General features: G+C 38.2%; 19 protein-coding genes. 10 read left to right on the top strand and 9 right to left on the bottom strand.

The genetic code is table 11. The features are described from left to right. Window positions 1-70 precede the first annotated feature (70 nt). Together BQ5364_RS03905 and BQ5364_RS03910 are read right to left on the bottom strand one after the other, a co-directional pair. Window positions 71-1,198 (bottom strand): IS91 family transposase, encoded by a 1,128-nt coding sequence (locus tag BQ5364_RS03905; protein WP_071143674.1) that lies wholly within the window; start codon window positions 1,196-1,198, stop codon window positions 71-73. A 92-nt stretch (window positions 1,199-1,290) separates the two neighbouring features. Beyond that, window positions 1,291-2,397, bottom strand: coding sequence for a PD-(D/E)XK nuclease family transposase (locus BQ5364_RS03910; RefSeq protein ID WP_071143675.1), 1,107 nt, complete (start codon window positions 2,395-2,397; stop codon window positions 1,291-1,293). A gap of 331 nt (window positions 2,398-2,728) precedes the next feature. On the opposite strand from BQ5364_RS03910, the gene BQ5364_RS03915 reads away from it, so the two are divergent. The 4 genes from BQ5364_RS03915 to BQ5364_RS03930 all read left to right on the top strand — a co-directional run bounded on the left by BQ5364_RS03915 (window position 2,729) and on the right by BQ5364_RS03930 (window position 8,357). Continuing rightward, window positions 2,729-4,642 (top strand): C69 family dipeptidase, encoded by a 1,914-nt coding sequence (locus BQ5364_RS03915; RefSeq protein WP_159431666.1) that lies wholly within the window; start codon window positions 2,729-2,731, stop codon window positions 4,640-4,642. Between the two features lie 149 nt (window positions 4,643-4,791). Beyond that, window positions 4,792-5,514, top strand: coding sequence for an ABC transporter ATP-binding protein (locus BQ5364_RS03920; RefSeq protein WP_004614673.1), 723 nt, complete (start codon window positions 4,792-4,794; stop codon window positions 5,512-5,514). Then, on the top strand, window positions 5,501-6,988 hold the full coding sequence (locus tag BQ5364_RS03925; protein WP_071143676.1) for a COG1361 S-layer family protein: 1,488 nt from the start codon (window positions 5,501-5,503) through the stop codon (window positions 6,986-6,988). The genes BQ5364_RS03920 and BQ5364_RS03925 overlap by 14 nt, the downstream gene beginning before the upstream one ends. Further along, window positions 6,957-8,357, top strand: coding sequence for an ABC transporter permease (locus BQ5364_RS03930; RefSeq protein ID WP_044988141.1), 1,401 nt, complete (start codon window positions 6,957-6,959; stop codon window positions 8,355-8,357). The genes BQ5364_RS03925 and BQ5364_RS03930 overlap by 32 nt, the downstream gene beginning before the upstream one ends. Before the next feature lie 58 nt (window positions 8,358-8,415). Here the strand turns inward: BQ5364_RS03930 and BQ5364_RS03935 are convergent, their stop codons facing one another. Next, window positions 8,416-8,679 carry a hypothetical protein gene (locus BQ5364_RS03935; protein WP_022250543.1) on the bottom strand — a complete coding sequence of 88 codons (264 nt, stop codon included), beginning with the start codon at window positions 8,677-8,679 and terminating at the stop codon, window positions 8,416-8,418. A 154-nt stretch (window positions 8,680-8,833) separates the two neighbouring features. On the opposite strand from BQ5364_RS03935, the gene BQ5364_RS03940 reads away from it, so the two are divergent. Together BQ5364_RS03940 and BQ5364_RS03945 are read left to right on the top strand one after the other, a co-directional pair. After that, a complete protein-coding gene (locus BQ5364_RS03940) occupies window positions 8,834-9,898 on the top strand; it encodes a PTS sugar transporter subunit IIC (protein WP_004614668.1) in 1,065 nt (354 codons plus the stop codon). A 117-nt stretch (window positions 9,899-10,015) separates the two neighbouring features. Then, window positions 10,016-10,717, top strand: coding sequence for a GTP pyrophosphokinase (locus BQ5364_RS03945; protein WP_004614667.1), 702 nt, complete (start codon window positions 10,016-10,018; stop codon window positions 10,715-10,717). Between the two features lie 35 nt (window positions 10,718-10,752). Here BQ5364_RS03945 and BQ5364_RS03950 read toward each other — a convergent pair whose 3' ends face one another. Beyond that, window positions 10,753-11,643 carry a LysR family transcriptional regulator gene (locus BQ5364_RS03950; RefSeq protein WP_022250545.1) on the bottom strand — a complete coding sequence of 297 codons (891 nt, stop codon included), beginning with the start codon at window positions 11,641-11,643 and terminating at the stop codon, window positions 10,753-10,755. 148 nt (window positions 11,644-11,791) lie between these two features. Here BQ5364_RS03950 and BQ5364_RS03955 point away from each other — a divergent pair, with 148 nt between their 5' ends. Further along, complete coding sequence (locus BQ5364_RS03955) at window positions 11,792-12,688, top strand: NAD(P)/FAD-dependent oxidoreductase (RefSeq protein WP_004614665.1); 897 nt, start codon at window positions 11,792-11,794, stop codon at window positions 12,686-12,688. Between the two features lie 12 nt (window positions 12,689-12,700). Next, complete coding sequence (locus BQ5364_RS03960; RefSeq protein WP_004614664.1) at window positions 12,701-13,732, top strand: YeiH family protein; 1,032 nt, start codon at window positions 12,701-12,703, stop codon at window positions 13,730-13,732. A 210-nt stretch (window positions 13,733-13,942) separates the two neighbouring features. Here the strand turns inward: BQ5364_RS03960 and BQ5364_RS03965 are convergent, their stop codons facing one another. Continuing rightward, a complete protein-coding gene (locus BQ5364_RS03965) occupies window positions 13,943-15,103 on the bottom strand; it encodes a tyrosine-type recombinase/integrase (protein ID WP_071143677.1) in 1,161 nt (386 codons plus the stop codon). 288 nt (window positions 15,104-15,391) lie between these two features. Beyond that, entirely contained in the window at window positions 15,392-15,814 is a 423-nt protein-coding gene (locus BQ5364_RS03970; protein WP_071143678.1) for a TIR domain-containing protein, read from the bottom strand. A 32-nt stretch (window positions 15,815-15,846) separates the two neighbouring features. Between BQ5364_RS03970 and BQ5364_RS03975 the strand changes: the two genes are divergently transcribed. After that, complete coding sequence (locus BQ5364_RS03975; protein WP_071143679.1) at window positions 15,847-16,044, top strand: hypothetical protein; 198 nt, start codon at window positions 15,847-15,849, stop codon at window positions 16,042-16,044. On the opposite strand, the gene BQ5364_RS03980 is transcribed toward BQ5364_RS03975, so the two are convergent. The 3 genes from BQ5364_RS03980 to BQ5364_RS03990 form a co-directional block, all read right to left on the bottom strand. Next, window positions 16,037-16,489 carry a DUF4231 domain-containing protein gene (locus BQ5364_RS03980; protein ID WP_083382662.1) on the bottom strand — a complete coding sequence of 151 codons (453 nt, stop codon included), beginning with the start codon at window positions 16,487-16,489 and terminating at the stop codon, window positions 16,037-16,039. The genes BQ5364_RS03975 and BQ5364_RS03980 overlap by 8 nt on opposite strands. Before the next feature lie 80 nt (window positions 16,490-16,569). Then, entirely contained in the window at window positions 16,570-17,001 is a 432-nt protein-coding gene (locus BQ5364_RS03985; RefSeq protein WP_083382665.1) for an ImmA/IrrE family metallo-endopeptidase, read from the bottom strand. A gap of 5 nt (window positions 17,002-17,006) precedes the next feature. Then, on the bottom strand, window positions 17,007-17,420 hold the full coding sequence (locus tag BQ5364_RS03990; RefSeq protein ID WP_071143681.1) for a helix-turn-helix domain-containing protein: 414 nt from the start codon (window positions 17,418-17,420) through the stop codon (window positions 17,007-17,009). A 205-nt stretch (window positions 17,421-17,625) separates the two neighbouring features. Here BQ5364_RS03990 and BQ5364_RS03995 point away from each other — a divergent pair, with 205 nt between their 5' ends. Then, window positions 17,626-17,835 (top strand): helix-turn-helix domain-containing protein, encoded by a 210-nt coding sequence (locus BQ5364_RS03995; protein ID WP_071143682.1) that lies wholly within the window; start codon window positions 17,626-17,628, stop codon window positions 17,833-17,835. The last annotated feature ends 32 nt before the right edge of the window (window positions 17,836-17,867 follow it).

Raw genomic sequence — 17,867 nt, forward strand, 5'->3', positions numbered from 1 at the left:
ATTATGAAGTTTTTTGTTTTTGGTGTGACTGCACTATCTGACGATTTTAGAAAGAATGAGATTTATGGATTCATCCATATCCCATAGCCTTTCGATATTGTTCAAATAGTACAGTTTTTTTGTGATAAACTTCCAACACCAACATAGAAGAACCACACTTTGGACACTTGAGAGGGTCGTATCCAAAGGTTAAAAAAATAAGATTTTGCCAGTTCATATGTCGTAAGATAAAACGTTTTTTCTCGGAAGAGATACATTTATAAAGTTTCTGTTCTTGCTTGTGATGTTTGGCATAGATGCCGTAATAACGAAGCATTTTAAAATGTTTTTCCGGGATATGAACAATGAGTCTTTTTATAAAGTCTAAAGCAGGAATACATTCGGAAACAGTTTTGTTATCTTCATGTCTTGTGTAATGGAAAGTAACAGACTCACCATCATAGTGATCAATGCGAGAAGTTGCTATGACAGGTCTTCCGAGATATCTGCTGATATATTTGATTGTAACATCAGGAGTGCAGAGATTCGGTTTGGCTCTGACATAAAAGCCATCGGCATGGTCTTTATAAATTTTATTTTTAACAGGAATGAAAGACTTACCAATGGAATTAGTAAGCCGTTCAAGAAGAACTTTGCGGAATGCGTTTCTCAGGAAGGTATAATCGAAATGCTTCATAGGGCGCCAAACGATAGAGTTTCCAGCGCCACCTTCAGAAATAAGAGCATGAATGTGAGGATTCCATTTTAAGTCCCTGCCGAAGGTATGAAGAACACAAATGAAACCAGGAGTAAAGTTTTCAGATTTGTTTTGCTTATAAAACGTGCGAAGAACAACATCTCGAACGGAATGAAAGAGACAATTGAGGAGAGAACGGTCATTGAGAAAGAAAGTGCGAAGTTCTTTAGGAATAGTAAACACACAGTGACGATGGACACAGCGAATGAGCTTACAGGACATATGAAAAGAGCGTTGCAGATTATATTTGTTACCGCAAGTAGGGCAGAATCTAGATTTACATCGAAAAGGAACAAACTTCAATTCCCCACAGTCTGGACAAGCAAAAAAAGCGCCACCAAAAGAAGGGTCACCACAATGAATCATTTTGTTGACATTTTCAATGACGGAAGTCCTTGGATGAAGTTCGTAAATTAAGTGTTCATAATGATCAAGAAAGATCGTTTGTAAAATATTACTCATGTAAATATTTTACAACAAATAGAAACAAAGGAAAACCCTCCCCCTCAAGAATGAGGGGCAGGGGAGCTGAGAGTGTGCTCAGCACACTTTTTTTAAGTATGTTGGTGCTCTAATTCTGCAATTTTTAAAAGAGCTTTTTGCAGTTCATCCTGTGTGGATTGTAGTTCATCCTGTGTGGATTGTAGTTCATCCTGTGTGGATTGTAGTTCATCCTGTGTGGAGTGCAGTTTATCCTGCGTACTGTTTAGTTGAGTGTGTGCATCATTTAATTTGGATTCTGTATCTTGCAATTGTATTTTCTTTTGGTCTAGCTCATCTTGCATTTCATCAATCATATATAAGACAGTATTTCTGTCTAATTCTCGTAATTCTTTAGAAAACATCTCCATGACCTCCTCAATATTTCTACAGATATCGTAGATTTGTTCGTACATTGGCTTGAATTCAGGATATGTTTCGATAAGTTTTACAATCATTTCGGGATTATCCATACTTAAAAATACAAGCCATGCATCTAATTTGCTTTTGATATCTTTATTTTGCTGATTTTCTTTAAAGATGTCAAGAGGAATAAAAATATATTTTTGTAACAATTCTATCTGCAATCCAGTATTAGATTTTTGTTCAAAAAAATGAAGATAATTTTGAGGAAATTTATGAAATGTTTTTGGACTTTTTTCAAAGAAGACAATGGTGTAGACGTTTTTGATACTTTTATATGTAAATTTTCTTTTCTTCATTCCTTTTATTCTTTTATATTGACGTAGAAGCAAGTCTGAGGAATAGCAGGCACATCGTTCACCGGGGAACTGATACCCGATTTTTTGTATTTCAATGTTTGCGATACTGCCGTCTTCTAGTTCTACAACGATATCGGTGATAATAAGAGATGTTTCATCAGCGATGCGGGTAGTATCATTTGGCAGTACGGTTAGTACTTTTACTTTCTGGTTTAGCAGTAAAGACAGTAGTTCTCCAATTCGTTCCGGCACTGCCTCTGGATTCAGTATTTCTTTAATCATAAAATCGTATAATACTTTGACTCCGGATATACCTGTACAGATATTCAGAAATTCTTCTTGAAATTCGGTTTCCCAACTGTCAAATAAAGTTTTTAATGTTTCATCTTTGATAATGATTTCCATAATTTCTGTACGTGTACGGAGCATGGGAAAATATTGTTTTAATCTGTTTGTCATAGATAAACCTCCTTGATTATCTCATGTGTGTTGTTGGATCAATGCTTCTGAGTGGAAGCTGGAAATAAAGAAGCCTTTAGGCTTAAGAGATTTTGCTGCGAAAAAGATGAAATGCAGCGAGAAAAGTTGTTTCTTCAAAATAACATACTTTTTAGGAAAAGTAAAGAAGTTTGAGCACATAAAAAGTGCATAAAACAGAATATGATGTGAATAAAAAAACATTCAAAGTGTATAAAATACAAAAAAGTGCTTGAAAAATAAAAAATAGGATGTATAATATAAGAATAAAATGTATAGTTATACAAAAAAGGAAATGAAGGGAATGGGGAAAATGATAAAGAAGAAACAAATAGCAGCACTGGTTTTGGCAGGCACAATGGCCATGGGGAGTTCTATGCAGGCATTTGCCTGTATGGGAGTATATGTAGGGAAAGAAGTTTCAGAGAATGGCTCATCCTATATTGGAAGATCAGAGGATATCGGAGCGGGACATACAAAAATATTTACGGTGCATCCGGCAGAAGACCATGAACCAGGAGCAATTTTTGAAGATGCATATGGATTTTCAATGCCATATCCAGAACACACATATCAATATACACTTGCAAAAGATTCACCACTGTTTGGAGAAGGAGAAGAGCCTTATGCAGAGGTAGGAATCAATGAAAATGAGGTTGCTATGACAGCCACTGTATCTACCTATTATAATGATAAGGCAAAAGCGGCAGATCCATTGGTAGATACCGGTATCTGTGAATTATCGATGGGATCGATTCTACTTGGGCAGGCCAAAACAGCAAGAGACGGAGTGGAATTGTTAGGAGAGATTGTGGAAAAATACGGTTCGGGGGAATGTAACACGATTATGATCAGTGATCCAAATGAAGCGTGGTACATGGAAATTGTTTCCGGTCATCAATATGCAGCCATTAAGCTGCCGGAAGATCAGGTTGCGGCAATTCCGAATATGATGCTTCTTGGAACGGTTGATGTGACAGATACAGAAAATGTGATTGCATCTGAAGGATTGGTATCATTAGCGGAAGAAAATGGATTTTTAAAGACGGAAGATGGAATGATTCATGTCACACAGACATATGGTGCAGAAAACCCGGGAAAAGGTCAGCTGACACGTTTGTGGCAAGGGACATATTACTTGAACCATGAAAAAGGAGAGGGTTTAAGTATTGAGCCTTCAGAGGATGGAGTTTATGGTCCGTATGATTTGTTGTTTACGCCAGATAAAAAATTTTCTACACAGGATATCATGAAGTTTCTGGCATACAGAGGAGAAGGAACAAAGATGGATTCCAATGTAAATGAGTCAATCTATGCAATCGGCAATAAGAATCAGGCAGAATGCCATATTTTGGAGATGCGTGACGGGATGTATCAGGGAATGTCAGGAGTAGAATGGCTTGCGATGTCAAGAGCAGAGTTTTCTTTATATCTTCCGTATTATGGAGCAATGCTGACAGAGACATGGGATGGATACCACAATGATGAGCTGACATCTGTAGAAGATTCTATGTTTTGGGTGTTCAATGACTTGAATGATCTGGCAGATGACAATCGAGAATTGTATGGGACAAATATTCGAAAATACTGGGATGCGTATCAGGCAGAATTGATTGAACAGCAAAAACAAGTTGATGTGGATATGCAGAAGTTATATGAAAAATCACCGGAACTTGCACAGGAAAAAGCAACAGAGATTGGAAAAGTAATTGCACAGGATGCATTTAACAGTGCAAAAAGTATTTTGACAGAATTAAAAGCGTTCAAAGAAAGTGGATCAACAGAAATGTTTGTACCATCTGTATTGACAGAGAATATAATGCCAAATTACACAGTTGCACGTGTGATGGATGAAGTTTCAACAGAAGCGTTGGAGGCGTTGATTGCCAAAGCGGAAGCTGTTCAGAAAGATATGTATACAGAAGCCAGTTATGCGACATTAGAACAAGAACTGGAAAACGCAAAGACGGTATTAGCAGATGAATTTGCAGTTCAAGATGAGATTGATGCAGCGACAAAACAGCTTGACAGTGCATTACAAGGCTTGGAAAAAATACAGGCAGCGGTACCACAACCAGAGAAAGAATCGGTATCGGAAGAGAAAACGACTCCAACAGGTCCTTCACCAAAAACAGGAGATGCTACTCCATTGATGTGGCTGTTGACTGCTGCGGCAGGAAGTGCGTTGGTAAGTGTGAACGTTTGGAAACGAAGAGAAGAAAAATAAAGTCAAGAGAAAAGAGCTTTTAGAGGCTCTTTTTTCTTGCTTAAAAGCACTTATTTTATAGGTTAAGGAAAACTTAAGATTTCCTATATAATATTCAGAAAATCCTTTGGTATAGTAAAATTAAGAAAAAAACAGGAAGGAGAGTATCTGTGGGGAAAATTATAGAAGTGAAGAATTTGTTTAAGCTCTATCGTGTCGGGGACAGTGTTGTGCATGCTTTGAATGGAGTGAATTTTTCAATCAACGAAGGAGAGTTCTGTGCGATTGTAGGGACTTCGGGATCAGGGAAATCAACGTTGTTAAATATGCTTGCCGGACTGGAAAAACCGACAAAAGGAGAAGTGATCATTAACGGCGAGCACATGGAGAAGTTGAAGGAAGATCAGCTTGTCAGCTTTAGACGTGATCATGTTGGATTTATTTTTCAGTCTTTTCATCTGATTGGGACGATGAATGCGGTGGAAAATGTGGCATTGCCCTTGAGCTTTCGCGGAGAGAAAAAAGAAAGCCGACTAAAAAAAGCAGATAAGATGCTGGATCTGGTCAATTTAAAAAAGCATAAAAAGCATTTGCCGAATCAGATGTCGGGAGGGCAGCAGCAGCGAGTAGGGGTTGCAAGAGCACTGGTTGTTGATCCGAAGATTATATTTGCGGATGAGCCGACAGGAAATCTGGATTCGCATACATCCAAAGAGGTGATGGAATTGATGCAGAAGGTGGTAAGGGAGCAGAAAAAGACGCTTGTTATGGTTACACATGACAATCATCTGGCTTCGTATGCCGATCGGATTTTCCATATTATTGATGGAGAGATTGTAAAGATAGAAGACAACCGTACAAAGGGAGAGGAGAAAGAAGATGAGAAAGATTAAGAAAATAATGATGGTTGCCATGAGTATGATTCTGGTGGCAGGGATGGTGATGCCACTGCACGCAGCGGGAAAAGTGACCGTAAAGGCGAGTGGAACTGCGACACCGGCTTATCAGTATGGACAGGAGAAAGAGTTAAAGCTTACGATTACAAACGGTACAGATACAGCAATTGAAAATGTAGTAGTAACTCCGCAGGTGAAGGCAAATATTGAGAAGTGGCCGTTTGAAATTGAAAATGTATCCTATGAGCAGAAAGTGGATAAGATCGAAGCGGGAAAATCTTATGAGCTCACATATGATGTGAAAGCAAGGGAAGATGTGGCATCAAAATATTATAATGTGAAATTCGATGTTAGTTACGATGGATTGGAAAATGCATTTGAGCAGAGTGTATTTGTAAAAATGACAGCTAAGCCGGAAGAGAGGCCACAGGAAAATCCAGAAGAAAACACACAGAAAGATCCACAACCGCAGCAACCTTCGGGGGATACAGGTGTCTACAACAGTGAACCGATGATGTATACTGGAGGAGATAGTGCAGGTGGCGGATCAGCAACGACATCGACATCTGTTCCGAGAGTAATTGTCACAGGATTTTCAACAGATCCGGCAGAAGTAAAGGCGGGAAGCAATTTTAAACTGATTGTACATTTGAAAAATACATCCAAGACAACAGCGGTAAAAAATATGCTGTTTGACTTTAACGCACCGACAGAAGGACAGGATGCAAACACTGCATCTCCGGCGTTCCTTCCGGCGTCCGGCTCTAGCACTGTATATCTGGATGGAATCGGAGCAAATGGGACAAAAGACATTTCGATTGATATGAATGCAAAATCAGATCTGGTACAGAAACCATATAGTGTCGAGATGTCTATGAAGTATGAAGACGGAAGTGGAACACAATTTGAAAGTACATCAAGTATCTCAGTTCCGGTTAAACAGGATGCGAGATTTGAATTCAGTGAATTTGAGCTGAGTGGAGAGACTGTGGAAGTTGGAAGCGAAGTTAATGTCATGTGCAGTCTGTATAACATGGGAAGAATTAAATTGTATAACGTAAAAGCAAAATTTGAGGGTGAAGGAATCAAATCTAAAGAGATTTTTGTCGGAAATGTAGAATCCGGAGCGACAGCTTCAATTGATGGTATGATAACCGGAGAGTCAGAGACAACAGGTGATGGTAAAGTTAAGATGATTGTTACTTATGAAGATGAGTCGGGAGCAGTATTTACAACTGAAAAAGAACTGACACTTTTAGTGACAGCACCGATGACAGATGACATGATGAATGAAAGTGAAATGGTTGAGCAAGAAAAAGCGTTCCCGATTATTCCGGTGATTGTCGGAGTAATTATCATCGGAGTGATTGTTGTCGTTGTAATTGTGAAGAAGAAAAAAGAGAAAAAAAGAAGAGCAGAAGAGGAGGAAATTTTAGAGGATGAGCTTAATAGACTTACTGAGAATGAGTAGTGGAAATCTGAAACGCAGAAAGCTTCGAACCTTTTTAACCGTTCTAGGGGTTGTGATTGGGACAGCTTCCATTGTTGTTATGATTTCTCTCGGACTTGGTCTTCAGCAGTCTACCTATAAAGAAATAGAAAAATCTGGTGGTTTGACGACCATTCAGGTGACAGGAAAAGACAGGCAGGGTGGCATGATGGTAGATTCCGGAGAGGAATCGAAAGAATATATCACAGATGATGTGATTGAAAAATTGAAAAAATTAGAAAATGTAGAATTTGTAAGTCCTGTTTTAGAGGTATCGGCAATTGCGTTAAAAGGCAATTATGAAGGATTTTTGACGGTGCAGGGAATGTCCCATGAGGCACTGGAAAAAATGAATATTCCATTGAAAGAGGGCGGAAAATTGCCGGCTGAAAATGGAAGCTCATTAGATCTGGTGATGGGGAACATGGTAATCACGAATTTCAGCAATAAATCAGGAGGCAGTGGTTATTGGGATACCGGAGAACTTCCGGATATTGATTTCGCAAAGGATTCTCTGTTTTTGATCCTGGATACAGATGCCTATTACCAGAGCCAGTCGGGAAGTGGTTTTGGTAACGTGGAAAATGGAGGAGAGACAGCAACAAAGACACCAAAGACAGCAAAAAAATATGTTGTAAAAGCGTCCGGTGTCGTGGAAGGAACTGTTGATGAATACAATGCATATTCGTATTCAACCTTTTGCGACATCGAGACACTGAAGACCATTTTGAAAAAAGAATTTCGGGGAAGAGTGATTCCTGGTCAACCGTCCACAAGCAGCGGAAAACCTTACAGTTATTTTACGTATAGCTCAGCGCAGGTGAAAGTGGATAATCTTGACAATGTAGAATCTGTTTCAAATGAAATCAGGACACTGGGATTTCAGACATACAGCAATGCAGAGTATCTGGAAAGTATGCAGAAACAGTTTGCAATGATACAGGCGGTTCTGGGAGGAATCGGTGCGGTATCGCTTCTTGTTGCAGCGATTGGTATTGCAAACACGATGATGATGTCGATTTATGAGAGAACGAAAGAAATCGGTGTCATTAAAGTGTTAGGCTGCAGTCTGAAAAATATTCGGCAGATGTTTCTGCTGGAAGCCGGATTTATCGGACTGATCGGGGGCGTGATCGGAAATATCTTAAGTCTTATGATGTCATTCGTGGTCAATAAAGTGGTTGGAAGCATGGGAGCCGAGATGGGCATGACAGATGTAATTTCTTATATTCCACCTTGGCTTGTGCTGATTTCACTTGCATTTGCGATTCTTGTGGGAATGGCGGCAGGATACTTCCCGGCACGACGAGCAATGAAATTAAGTCCGCTTGCAGCAATTCGAAATGAATAGCAATTTGAAAAATGATAATTGGGGATGTGGCTTTTGAGAAGCTCACATCCCTCATTTGTTACTCTTCAATGATATGAATTTCCAGATAGTCAAAATCAATAGAGTCTACGAAATTGTCCTGATAAAAGCGTGCTTTGTCATGTTTTTTGAATTCGGCAATCGTAGAATCCAGCCAAATCGGTTTGCTTAAATCAAACTGGTAACAAACCTCATCCAGCGCGTGGAAAATTTTATGTGTTCTTGTATCGTCTGTATCATCACAAATGACAGTATCTTTTAACATTCGATTATCTTTAAATATTTTTCCCCATAAACGAAACATGGTTGTCATCCTTTCTATATTTGTTCGTATGCATCATTATACAATACTTTGCAATTGATTTTCAATATAGACATGCTTGACTTTTTATAGGCAGATATGGTAGACTCTGCTAGTGACAAGACACATGTAAAATAAAATGTAATGGGAGCGTAGAATGGAAAAATTAAAGAAATTATTAGATCGTATTTTTATTGATGGATTAACAGGAATGGCGCAGGGACTTTTTGCAACATTGATCGTCGGCACAATTATTCAGCAGATTGGAAGTTTGATTGGCGGGAATGTCGGGAATATGATTTTTGTACTTGGAAAGATGGCAGCCACATTTACGGGGGCAGGAATTGGTGTAGGTGTTGCCTATCGATTTAAGGAAAGTCCGCTTGTTGTGCTGTCAGCAGCGACTGCCGGAATGGTGGGCGCATTTGCGGCAAAACTGCTCGCGGGAAGTGTTCTTGTAGATGGTGCCATGGTATTTGCAGGACCGGGAGAACCGTTGGGAGCATTTCTTGCGGCTTACGTAGGGATTGAATTCGGACATCTTGTCTCAGGAAAAACAAAGGTGGATATTTTGGTTACTCCGATTGTAACGATTACAGCCGGATCGGCAGTAGGTCTTTTAGTTGGACCTCCGATTTCTGAATTTATGACAGCGCTTGGAGCATTGATTAATTGGGGAACAGAGCAGCAGCCGTTTTTGATGGGAATTATTGTCTCGGTTTTGATGGGAATGATTCTGACACTTCCGATTAGTTCCGCGGCACTTGGGGTTATTTTGAATCTTTCCGGTCTTGCGGCAGGAGCTGCAACAATTGGATGCTGCTGTAATATGGTTGGATTTGCAGTTGCAAGCTATCGAGAAAATAAAATCGGGGGACTATTAGCACAAGGAATCGGAACATCGATGCTTCAGGTGCCAAATATTGTGAGAAAGCCAATTATCTGGGTTCCTGCAATTTTATCAAGTGCTATCTTAGGACCTGTCGGAACGATGATTCTGCACATGACAAGCAATGCGACCGGCTCTGGAATGGGAACAGCAGGACTTGTCGGACAGATTATGACATGGCAGACGATGACGGCAGTGGAGCCGCCGATGATCGTACTTATAAAAATTATCGTGATACAGATTGCCCTTCCGGCGATTGTGACACTGCTCATTTCAGAATTTATGAGAAAGAAAAAATGGATTCAGTATGGCGATATGAAATTAGAATTATAAGGGCCGATGAGGAGAAACTTTCTAAAAAAAGCATGAAGTTTATGACAGTCTCTTTGGATTATGGTATACTATTGTAGTAATAATTACTCTTCGAGTAAGATAGGGGAGAAGAACTTGATGTTAGATGCAATTAAAAGTTATGAAGATGTCGACAGTTGGAAAACAGTTATGTTTTTGTATAATTCGGCATTGAAAGAAGTGGGCACCAAATTAGAGATTTTGAATGATGAATTTCAGCATGTGCATCAGTATAATCCAATCGAGCATATAAAGACAAGAATCAAAACGGCGGAGAGTATCGTCAAAAAGCTGAAAAGATACGGATATGAGGCAACGATTGAGAACATGGTAAAATATGTGAATGATATTGCAGGAGTGAGATTGATCTGTTCGTTTACTTCTGATATTTACAGACTTGCGGAGATGATCGGGAATCAAAGTGATTTGAAAGTGCTTTCTATTAAGGACTATATTAAAAATCCAAAGGAAAGCGGATATAAAAGTTATCATATGCTTGTGGCAGTTCCGATTTTTCTGTCAGATAGTGTTGTGAATACGAAAGTTGAGATTCAGATACGTACGATTGCAATGGATTTTTGGGCTAGTTTAGAGCATAAGATTTACTATAAGTTTGAGGGAAAAGCACCGGCTTACATCAGCAGAGACTTAAGAGAATGTGCGGAGATGGTATCTGCGTTGGATGAAAAGATGCTGTCTTTGAACGAAGCTATTTTAGAATGCCTCAGGCAGCAGAAGAACGGGCGAGAAGAGGAAAGACAGGAAGAGCTTGAGGAGAATCAGATTCAATTTGGATTATAGAAGAAAGGGCTGCAAAAAGCAGTCCTTTTTTGATATTATGGAAGGATAGAAGATTGTAATTCATTAAAGATTACTTCATATTCCTGTGAAAACACACTGTCTTTATTCCAAAGAAATGTAAAATCATGCATGACCATAAAGTCAGAGAGTGGAATTTGTCTCAGGCGACCATCGTTTATTTCCTGTTCAACAGCTGATTTGTACAGGAATGAGATGCCGCAGTCCTGACAAAGCAGGCTCACGATAGCGTGGATATTTTCAATTTCCACAATATGAGGGAAATTCTGAATCGACATATTTTTGAGCGCAAGTGTTTTCGTCAGGATTGCTCTTGTGCCGGAGCCGTGCTCCCGAATCAAAAGACATTCAGAGGTTAAGTCTTTCAGACAGTGAACAGGTTTTTGAAACACATGGTTTTTGGAAGCCACAGCAATATATTCTTCTGTCTTAAAAATACGGGTCTCGTAATTATCGGATTTAAAATACCCTTCCACAATGGCGAAATCAATGCTTCCCTCGTATAAAAAAGAGAGCAGCGTCTGCGTATTGGCGTAACGAACGTGAATATCGGTGTCGGGGTGCTTTTTAATGAATGCAGAAAGGGAAGGTACTATGGCATATTCGCCAATTGTCATTGTGACACCAAAAGTCAGGATCTTTTTTTCACAGAGACTTTCTTTCATGCGTATCTTCATAGTGTTCTCATCATTTCGCATCGTCTCCAAAGCAGAGCGAAGAATTTCACCCGCAGGAGTCAGTGTTAGTTTTTTCTTATCACGCGCGAACAATGGTGCATCATATTCTTTTTCCAGATATTTGATGTGTTGTGAAACAGCAGGCTGAGTCAGATTCAAATCATGAGCGGCATGCGTAAAATTCATATATTCACAGACCTTTAAAAATGTTTCCATTCGAAAATCAAGCATGGCTTCTCCTTTTAATGTGGTAATAGTTTTTATAATCATAACAAATATTTATGGTTATATCAATATATATAATTTTACAAAATGGTGATAATTGTATATAGTGTAGTTGTAAAACATAGAGAAAGACAGGGAATAAGGAGGAGTAGCTATGTATGACATTATTATTATCGGAGCGGGACCAGCAGGAATTAGTGCTGGAATCTATGCGGTGAGCAGAGGCAAAAAGACATTATTGATTGAAAAAAATGTAGTGGGTGGATTGATTGGTAAAGTATCAACGGTTACACATTATGCAGGAGTTATAGAAGGTGAGACAGGAGTAACATTAGCAGAACGTATGAAACAGCAGGCAGAAAATGCAGGGGTGGAAATTATATATGAGACGGTAAAGCAAGTAGAATTGAGCAATAACATTAAAAAAATTTATACGGGAGATGCAGTTTATAGGACAAAAAAAGTAATTATAGCTAATGGAATGACACCTAGAAAACTTGGAATCCGAGGAGAATTAGAATTATCAGGAAAAGGGGTGGGCCTCAATGCGGCAAAAGATGGGAAAAGCTATGAAGGAAAGCATATTTATGTAGTTGGAGGGGCAGATGGAGCTGTAAAAGAAGCATTGTATCTGGCAAAGTATGCAGAACAGGTCACAATTATTCATTTTGAAGAGACATTAGGATGTATTGCGGAATTCAAGGAAAAAGTTTCAAATACTTCAAATATTGAGTTGCGTCTTGGATCGAGGCTGCATGCAGTATACGGGGTAGAGCAAGTAGAATCTCTGGAAATTTCAGATGAGAAAACTGGGAGCATTGAGACAATTTCTGATCCGGGATGCGGAATATTTGTCTATGCAGGAACGATACCAAATACAGAATTGTATACTGAACTACAGTTGCATAACGGATTTATTCCAGTCAATGAGAATCAGGAAACAAAGATAGATGGGGTATATGCAGCAGGAGATATTTGTGAAAAACAGGTGCGTCAGGTGGCAACAGCAGTTTCAGATGGAACGATAGCAGCAATTCGGGCATCAATGTAGAGGGAGGTTAGTATGAATTTAATTAGACAAAACTGGAAAGGACTTTTATTGTGCCTGTTATTGGCAGTACCAGCAAGTCTGCTTGGAAAACAATTTCCGATTATAGGAGGTCCTGTATTTGCGATTCTTGGAGGGATGACTTTTGCTCCGCTTGTAAAAAAGAAAGAATCCTTTGCACCAGGAGTTAAGTATACATCGAAAAAGATTTTGCAGTATGCAGTTGTGCTGTTAGGATTTGGAATGAATCTAAAAGTTGTGATGGAGACCGGAAAACAGTCTTTGCCGATTATTATCTGTACGATTACGGTATCATTGGTGATTGCATATGTACTTCACCGTGTACTTCGCATACCAGCGAAGATTTCAACATTGGTTGGAGTTGGCTCTTCCATCTGTGGAGGTTCTGCGATTGCAGCCACGGCACCTGTCATTGATGCAGATGAAGAAGAAGTGGCGCAGGCGATTTCCGTTATCTTTCTCTTTAATATCTTGGCGGCATTAATTTTCCCAGCACTTGGAGGTGCACTTGGTTTTTCTACCACATCCGGAGAAGCGTTCGGTGTATTTGCGGGAACGGCGGTAAATGATACATCTTCTGTTACAGCAGCAGCATCTACATGGGACAGCCTTTATAATTTGGGAAGCCAGACACTTGATAAGGCAGTGACTGTAAAGCTGACGAGAACTTTAGCAATTATTCCGATTACACTTGTACTTGCATTTATAAGGGCGAGAAAAGCAGAGGAGAAAGAAGGAGATAAAGTGTCCCTGAAACAGGTATTTCCGTTCTTTATTTTATTCTTTATCGGAGCGAGTGTGATTACGACAATCGCTACAGCAGTGGGAGTACCGGCAGAAGTATTTGTGCCGCTTAAAGATTTGTCTAAATTCTTTATTATTATGGCGATGGCGGCAATTGGATTCAACACAGACATTGTAAAGTTAATAAAAAGCGGAGGACGCCCGATTCTTCTTGGAATGTCATGTTGGCTTGGAATTACAATCGTAAGTCTTGGAATGCAGCATGTAATGCATATATGGTAAAATGTTTGATAGGTTGGAAAATCGTTTGATTTTCCAACCTGTTTTTGTAAAATTATTTTACATAGATTTAAAATTAATAGGTTTATCGAAAATCCTTGTGGTTGACGCAAATTCATAGAAAACCTGTCAACCACGGGGGTTTTTAAGTGTTGAAATATCGAAAAATATAACAATTAGTAATTGGATAAAATAAAACGGTTTACAACACATTTACAACAAATCAGGAGATACTATTTTTTCAATCTCAGTTCGTAAATCTTCAATGTCTCTGTGTCCATAAATTTTATTTGTCACATCCTTAAATGCGTGCCCGAGCATTCTCTTTCTATCATTTTCTTTCACCTCAAAATCTTCGCATAATTTTGAAAAGGTGTGCCGGCAGTCGTGAGGTGTATGCTTCGCTATACCGAGTTCACTTAAAAGAGCGTACATATTTTTCCTGAACTGCACATCGGATGTTAGGAGTAATTTTTTATTCTTTTTCATTCTTCGGACAACCAGCGGAAGAATGGCAGAGTGAATTGGGACTATACGGTCCTTTCCGGCATCAGTCTTTATTCCACCTAAGAAATATTTTTCTTTCAAATTTACTTCCAGTGTTTTGTACTCTGTTATTCTGAAACCTGAATAACACATAATTATCAACATCTCTGCAATTTCATTTTCCTTTTCGTCCCATAATTTTTTTATGTCTGCTTTTGAAAACGGTATGCCATGCTCATCATCATCATCTTGTGTTATTTCGATAAACGCCGAGTAATCTTTCTTTACAATATCGTTTGCAATGGCATATTTGTACAAGTTACGAAAAACTCTTTGTATATGTTCGACGCTGGCGTGTTTAAGCGTGCAATTGTCCATCACTTCTTGCAGATCGTCAGATACGATATCAGTAAAAATTCTGTCATGTAATGATTGGCAGTTTTTAAAGCCGGCACGGAACGCGTATTCCAAACTGCTACGCTTCTGAATTTTTTCAGCAAATTCGTGGCCGAATTTTCTTTTATAAAATTTATAAAACACTTCCTTAAAACTCAAGTTTTCGTTTGACTTGCTTTTGATTCCTTCCATTATATTATAATTTGCGAGCAGACTTTGTATAAACTTGTCAGCGTTCTGTGCATTGTTTATCTCTGCAAAATCCTTTTCCATTCCCTGTATGTATGTGCCAGCTCTATAGGCTGTCAGGACTGCAAAGCCTGTTGGCCAGTCAGGCACGTAGCAGAGTGCTTTCTGTGGCTTCATCTGTCCGTTTGGATACTCTTCCGTAGCAGGAGGATAAACTCCGTATGGATTGCGGCGGTTCTTTCCTAGATAGCGAATCTGTCCGTATCCGTTAGGAAGCTTTGGATATTTTTTACGTCTTGGCATATTATCATCTCCTTTCGTGATTTTGGGTATAAAAATAACAGCCAACAAACAGAATACATGTTCTGATTGTTAAACTGTTCCGAAGATGATACAATATAATTTGCAATATGGATGTACATCTTCGGGTGTATGTTGACCGTTCGGTATTGGCGTGCCGGGCGGTTTTTAGTTATCTAGGTAAAAATATTGTTTTGTTGTTTCTCTACATGCCGTGGAGAACCTTAGATAGCTTTATTGAAATATATATATTCTTGTGATATATTAAAGTTGACAGTCAACAATATGTATTTAAGGTACTAATTTTCGAACTGCATTAACTATGGAAGATGTATTCCATCGAACCATTTCATCTGCCGCGTTAGTTACTGCTATAGGTGCACGATCTTGTCCCCAAGGGTAAATACCTAAAATAGGTTTTCCCATTCGAACAGATTCACTGATTTCATACTGCATCCAATCGCTATATGCAGCATACATTCCGGAAATCACGATTGTAATTTGAGATGGTCGTATTTTTGCTGTAATTAGCTCTTGTATTTCTAAATTGGTTTTTGGAGTTCCTGGTGGGAACAATGGCTTTTGGGTTGGTGCTGAATAATTAAAATAGGAGAAATAAGATGCATTATCTAGTAAATCAATTAATCGGTTATAGTTTTCTCCGTATTTCCATGCGTGACTAATAAATAAACGATAATCATATAAATTTGGCATATAAATCAATCCTTTCTATGTGAGGTGATACTGTGAATAAAGTTAAAAAAAAATTTATAAAACGACCTGTAATCATCGAGGCTTATCAGACTGATAAGGAAATGGTGATTCATACTCTTGAAGGTGATATGAAAGCATCTCCAGGAGACTGGATTATAACAGGTGTAGAAGGGGAACAATACCCTTGCAAGCCGGATATTTTTGAAAAAACATATCAAAGAATTAATTAGTGGGTGGAGTGTCATTTGATTCTTCTTTCATAGTATTTATATTTTTCCACTGATTATTTTCCGATGATATGATATTTTCGATATTACGAATAAAAATATTTTCAATAGTTTCATCTTCTTTATTGTAAGGTGCAGATCCGGTTATATATAAATGCTTTTGATATCGAAGCATTTCACAGGTAGACCGGTATTGTATCCAATTTTCATGAAATTTGTAAAGCTTTGATACAGATTCAATTATTGCAATAATTGCTCCAAATAATCCTATAATAATGGATAGTTTTTTACAAGAAGATGTATATCCGGATAATAATGGTATAAGTGAAGCAAGTATAATTTCTATGATTTGCAGAAGCTTATACCATTTTTGTGCTTCTTGAGATTTTTTGTCATACCAGTTTATTTGGTCGTCTACTCGTTTTACGATGTATTCATTTATGTTCAATACAAATTCTCACTTCCTTTCTCTTTAGCTCACATCTAAGGGTAACCAACCCTTTATATATAAACGCCGTAGCGGTTATATCAATTAAAATTTTTTAGTCTCAATTCTATCAAACTTTTTTCATATCCGAAAAGACGTGATAGCTGAGAAGTTGTATATTCAAGATGTTCTTCTATATCTTCATCGCTTATAAGTAAATTCATAGCAAAAAGATTCGCTTCGTTTTCATATTTGTTTTTGACAAAGTGCGTTCTTGTATCCATGAATATTGCATTACTTTTCTTATGTAGGAATACATGTCCAAGTTCATGTGCAATCACAAACAATACCATGTGATCCGGAAGTCTATCGTCGACGTAAATTATATGATTACGCTGAAAGTAGTGATAGAAGCCACGAACACCTTCCAATGGATATCGTACTAAAATCATATCCATTTTCTCAACAATTTCGAGTGGATTTCTTGTGCCGTATTTTCGGACAATTTGATTCACTCGTTTTTTAATATCCATAAGTATCAATCCTTTTTATATTTTTTAGGTGTGTACTTTTCTTTGTTTTTCTGCTTAGCCATCTCCATTCCGATTTTCATGGCAGACAATATGGAATCAATCGCTTCCGGTGTAGCTGGGTCTCCGTCAAACATGAGACCATCTTGCTGAAGTAAGCTTTCCATATCATTCAACATTTCGGTTATTTCCTTAGTATCTCTTTTTGTTAAGACTGGTTTTTCTTCGATGCCATCATTTCCATAAAAATAGGATAAAGGAACTTCAAAATAGTCACATATTTTTTCGATTTTATCTTTTTTAGGTTCACTCTTGCCATTTTTCCAGTCTGAAAGAGTAGCTGTGGATATGCCAGTTTCTTTGTGAACCCTATATGGGGTCACATTATTTTGTTTTAAAAGTGTTTCAAATTTTTCATACATGTTAAGCCTCCAAAATAAAACGGAAAAATTTCATAAATCAGTATTGACTATGAAAGAAAACCGTGATATATTAGAGATACGAAAGAAAACCGTGATATAAAACGGATTTCGTATCTCGGAAATATGTTTTAATCTAGATGGTAACTTGACTATATCATATTTCCGATATATTTTCAATATTTTATCACGGAAAGGTGGTGCAAAAGTGTACAAAAAATTTGATGAATTATTATCAAAAACAAACAAAACAATTTATAGGGTTGCGAAAGATACTGGAATTGCAACAGCTACTTTATACGATTGGAGAGATGGGATAACCACTCCCAAATTGGATAAACTCAAAATCCTAGCCGATTATTTCGGCGTATCAATCAAATACTTCATAGAGCAGAATACCGGATTAGATGTCCAATAATACGGACAGAACAAGAAGAGAAAGGAGAGTGA

Source organism: Coprococcus phoceensis (genome assembly GCF_900104635.1).
GTDB classification, from domain to species: Bacteria; Bacillota; Clostridia; order Lachnospirales; family Lachnospiraceae; genus Faecalimonas; species Faecalimonas phoceensis.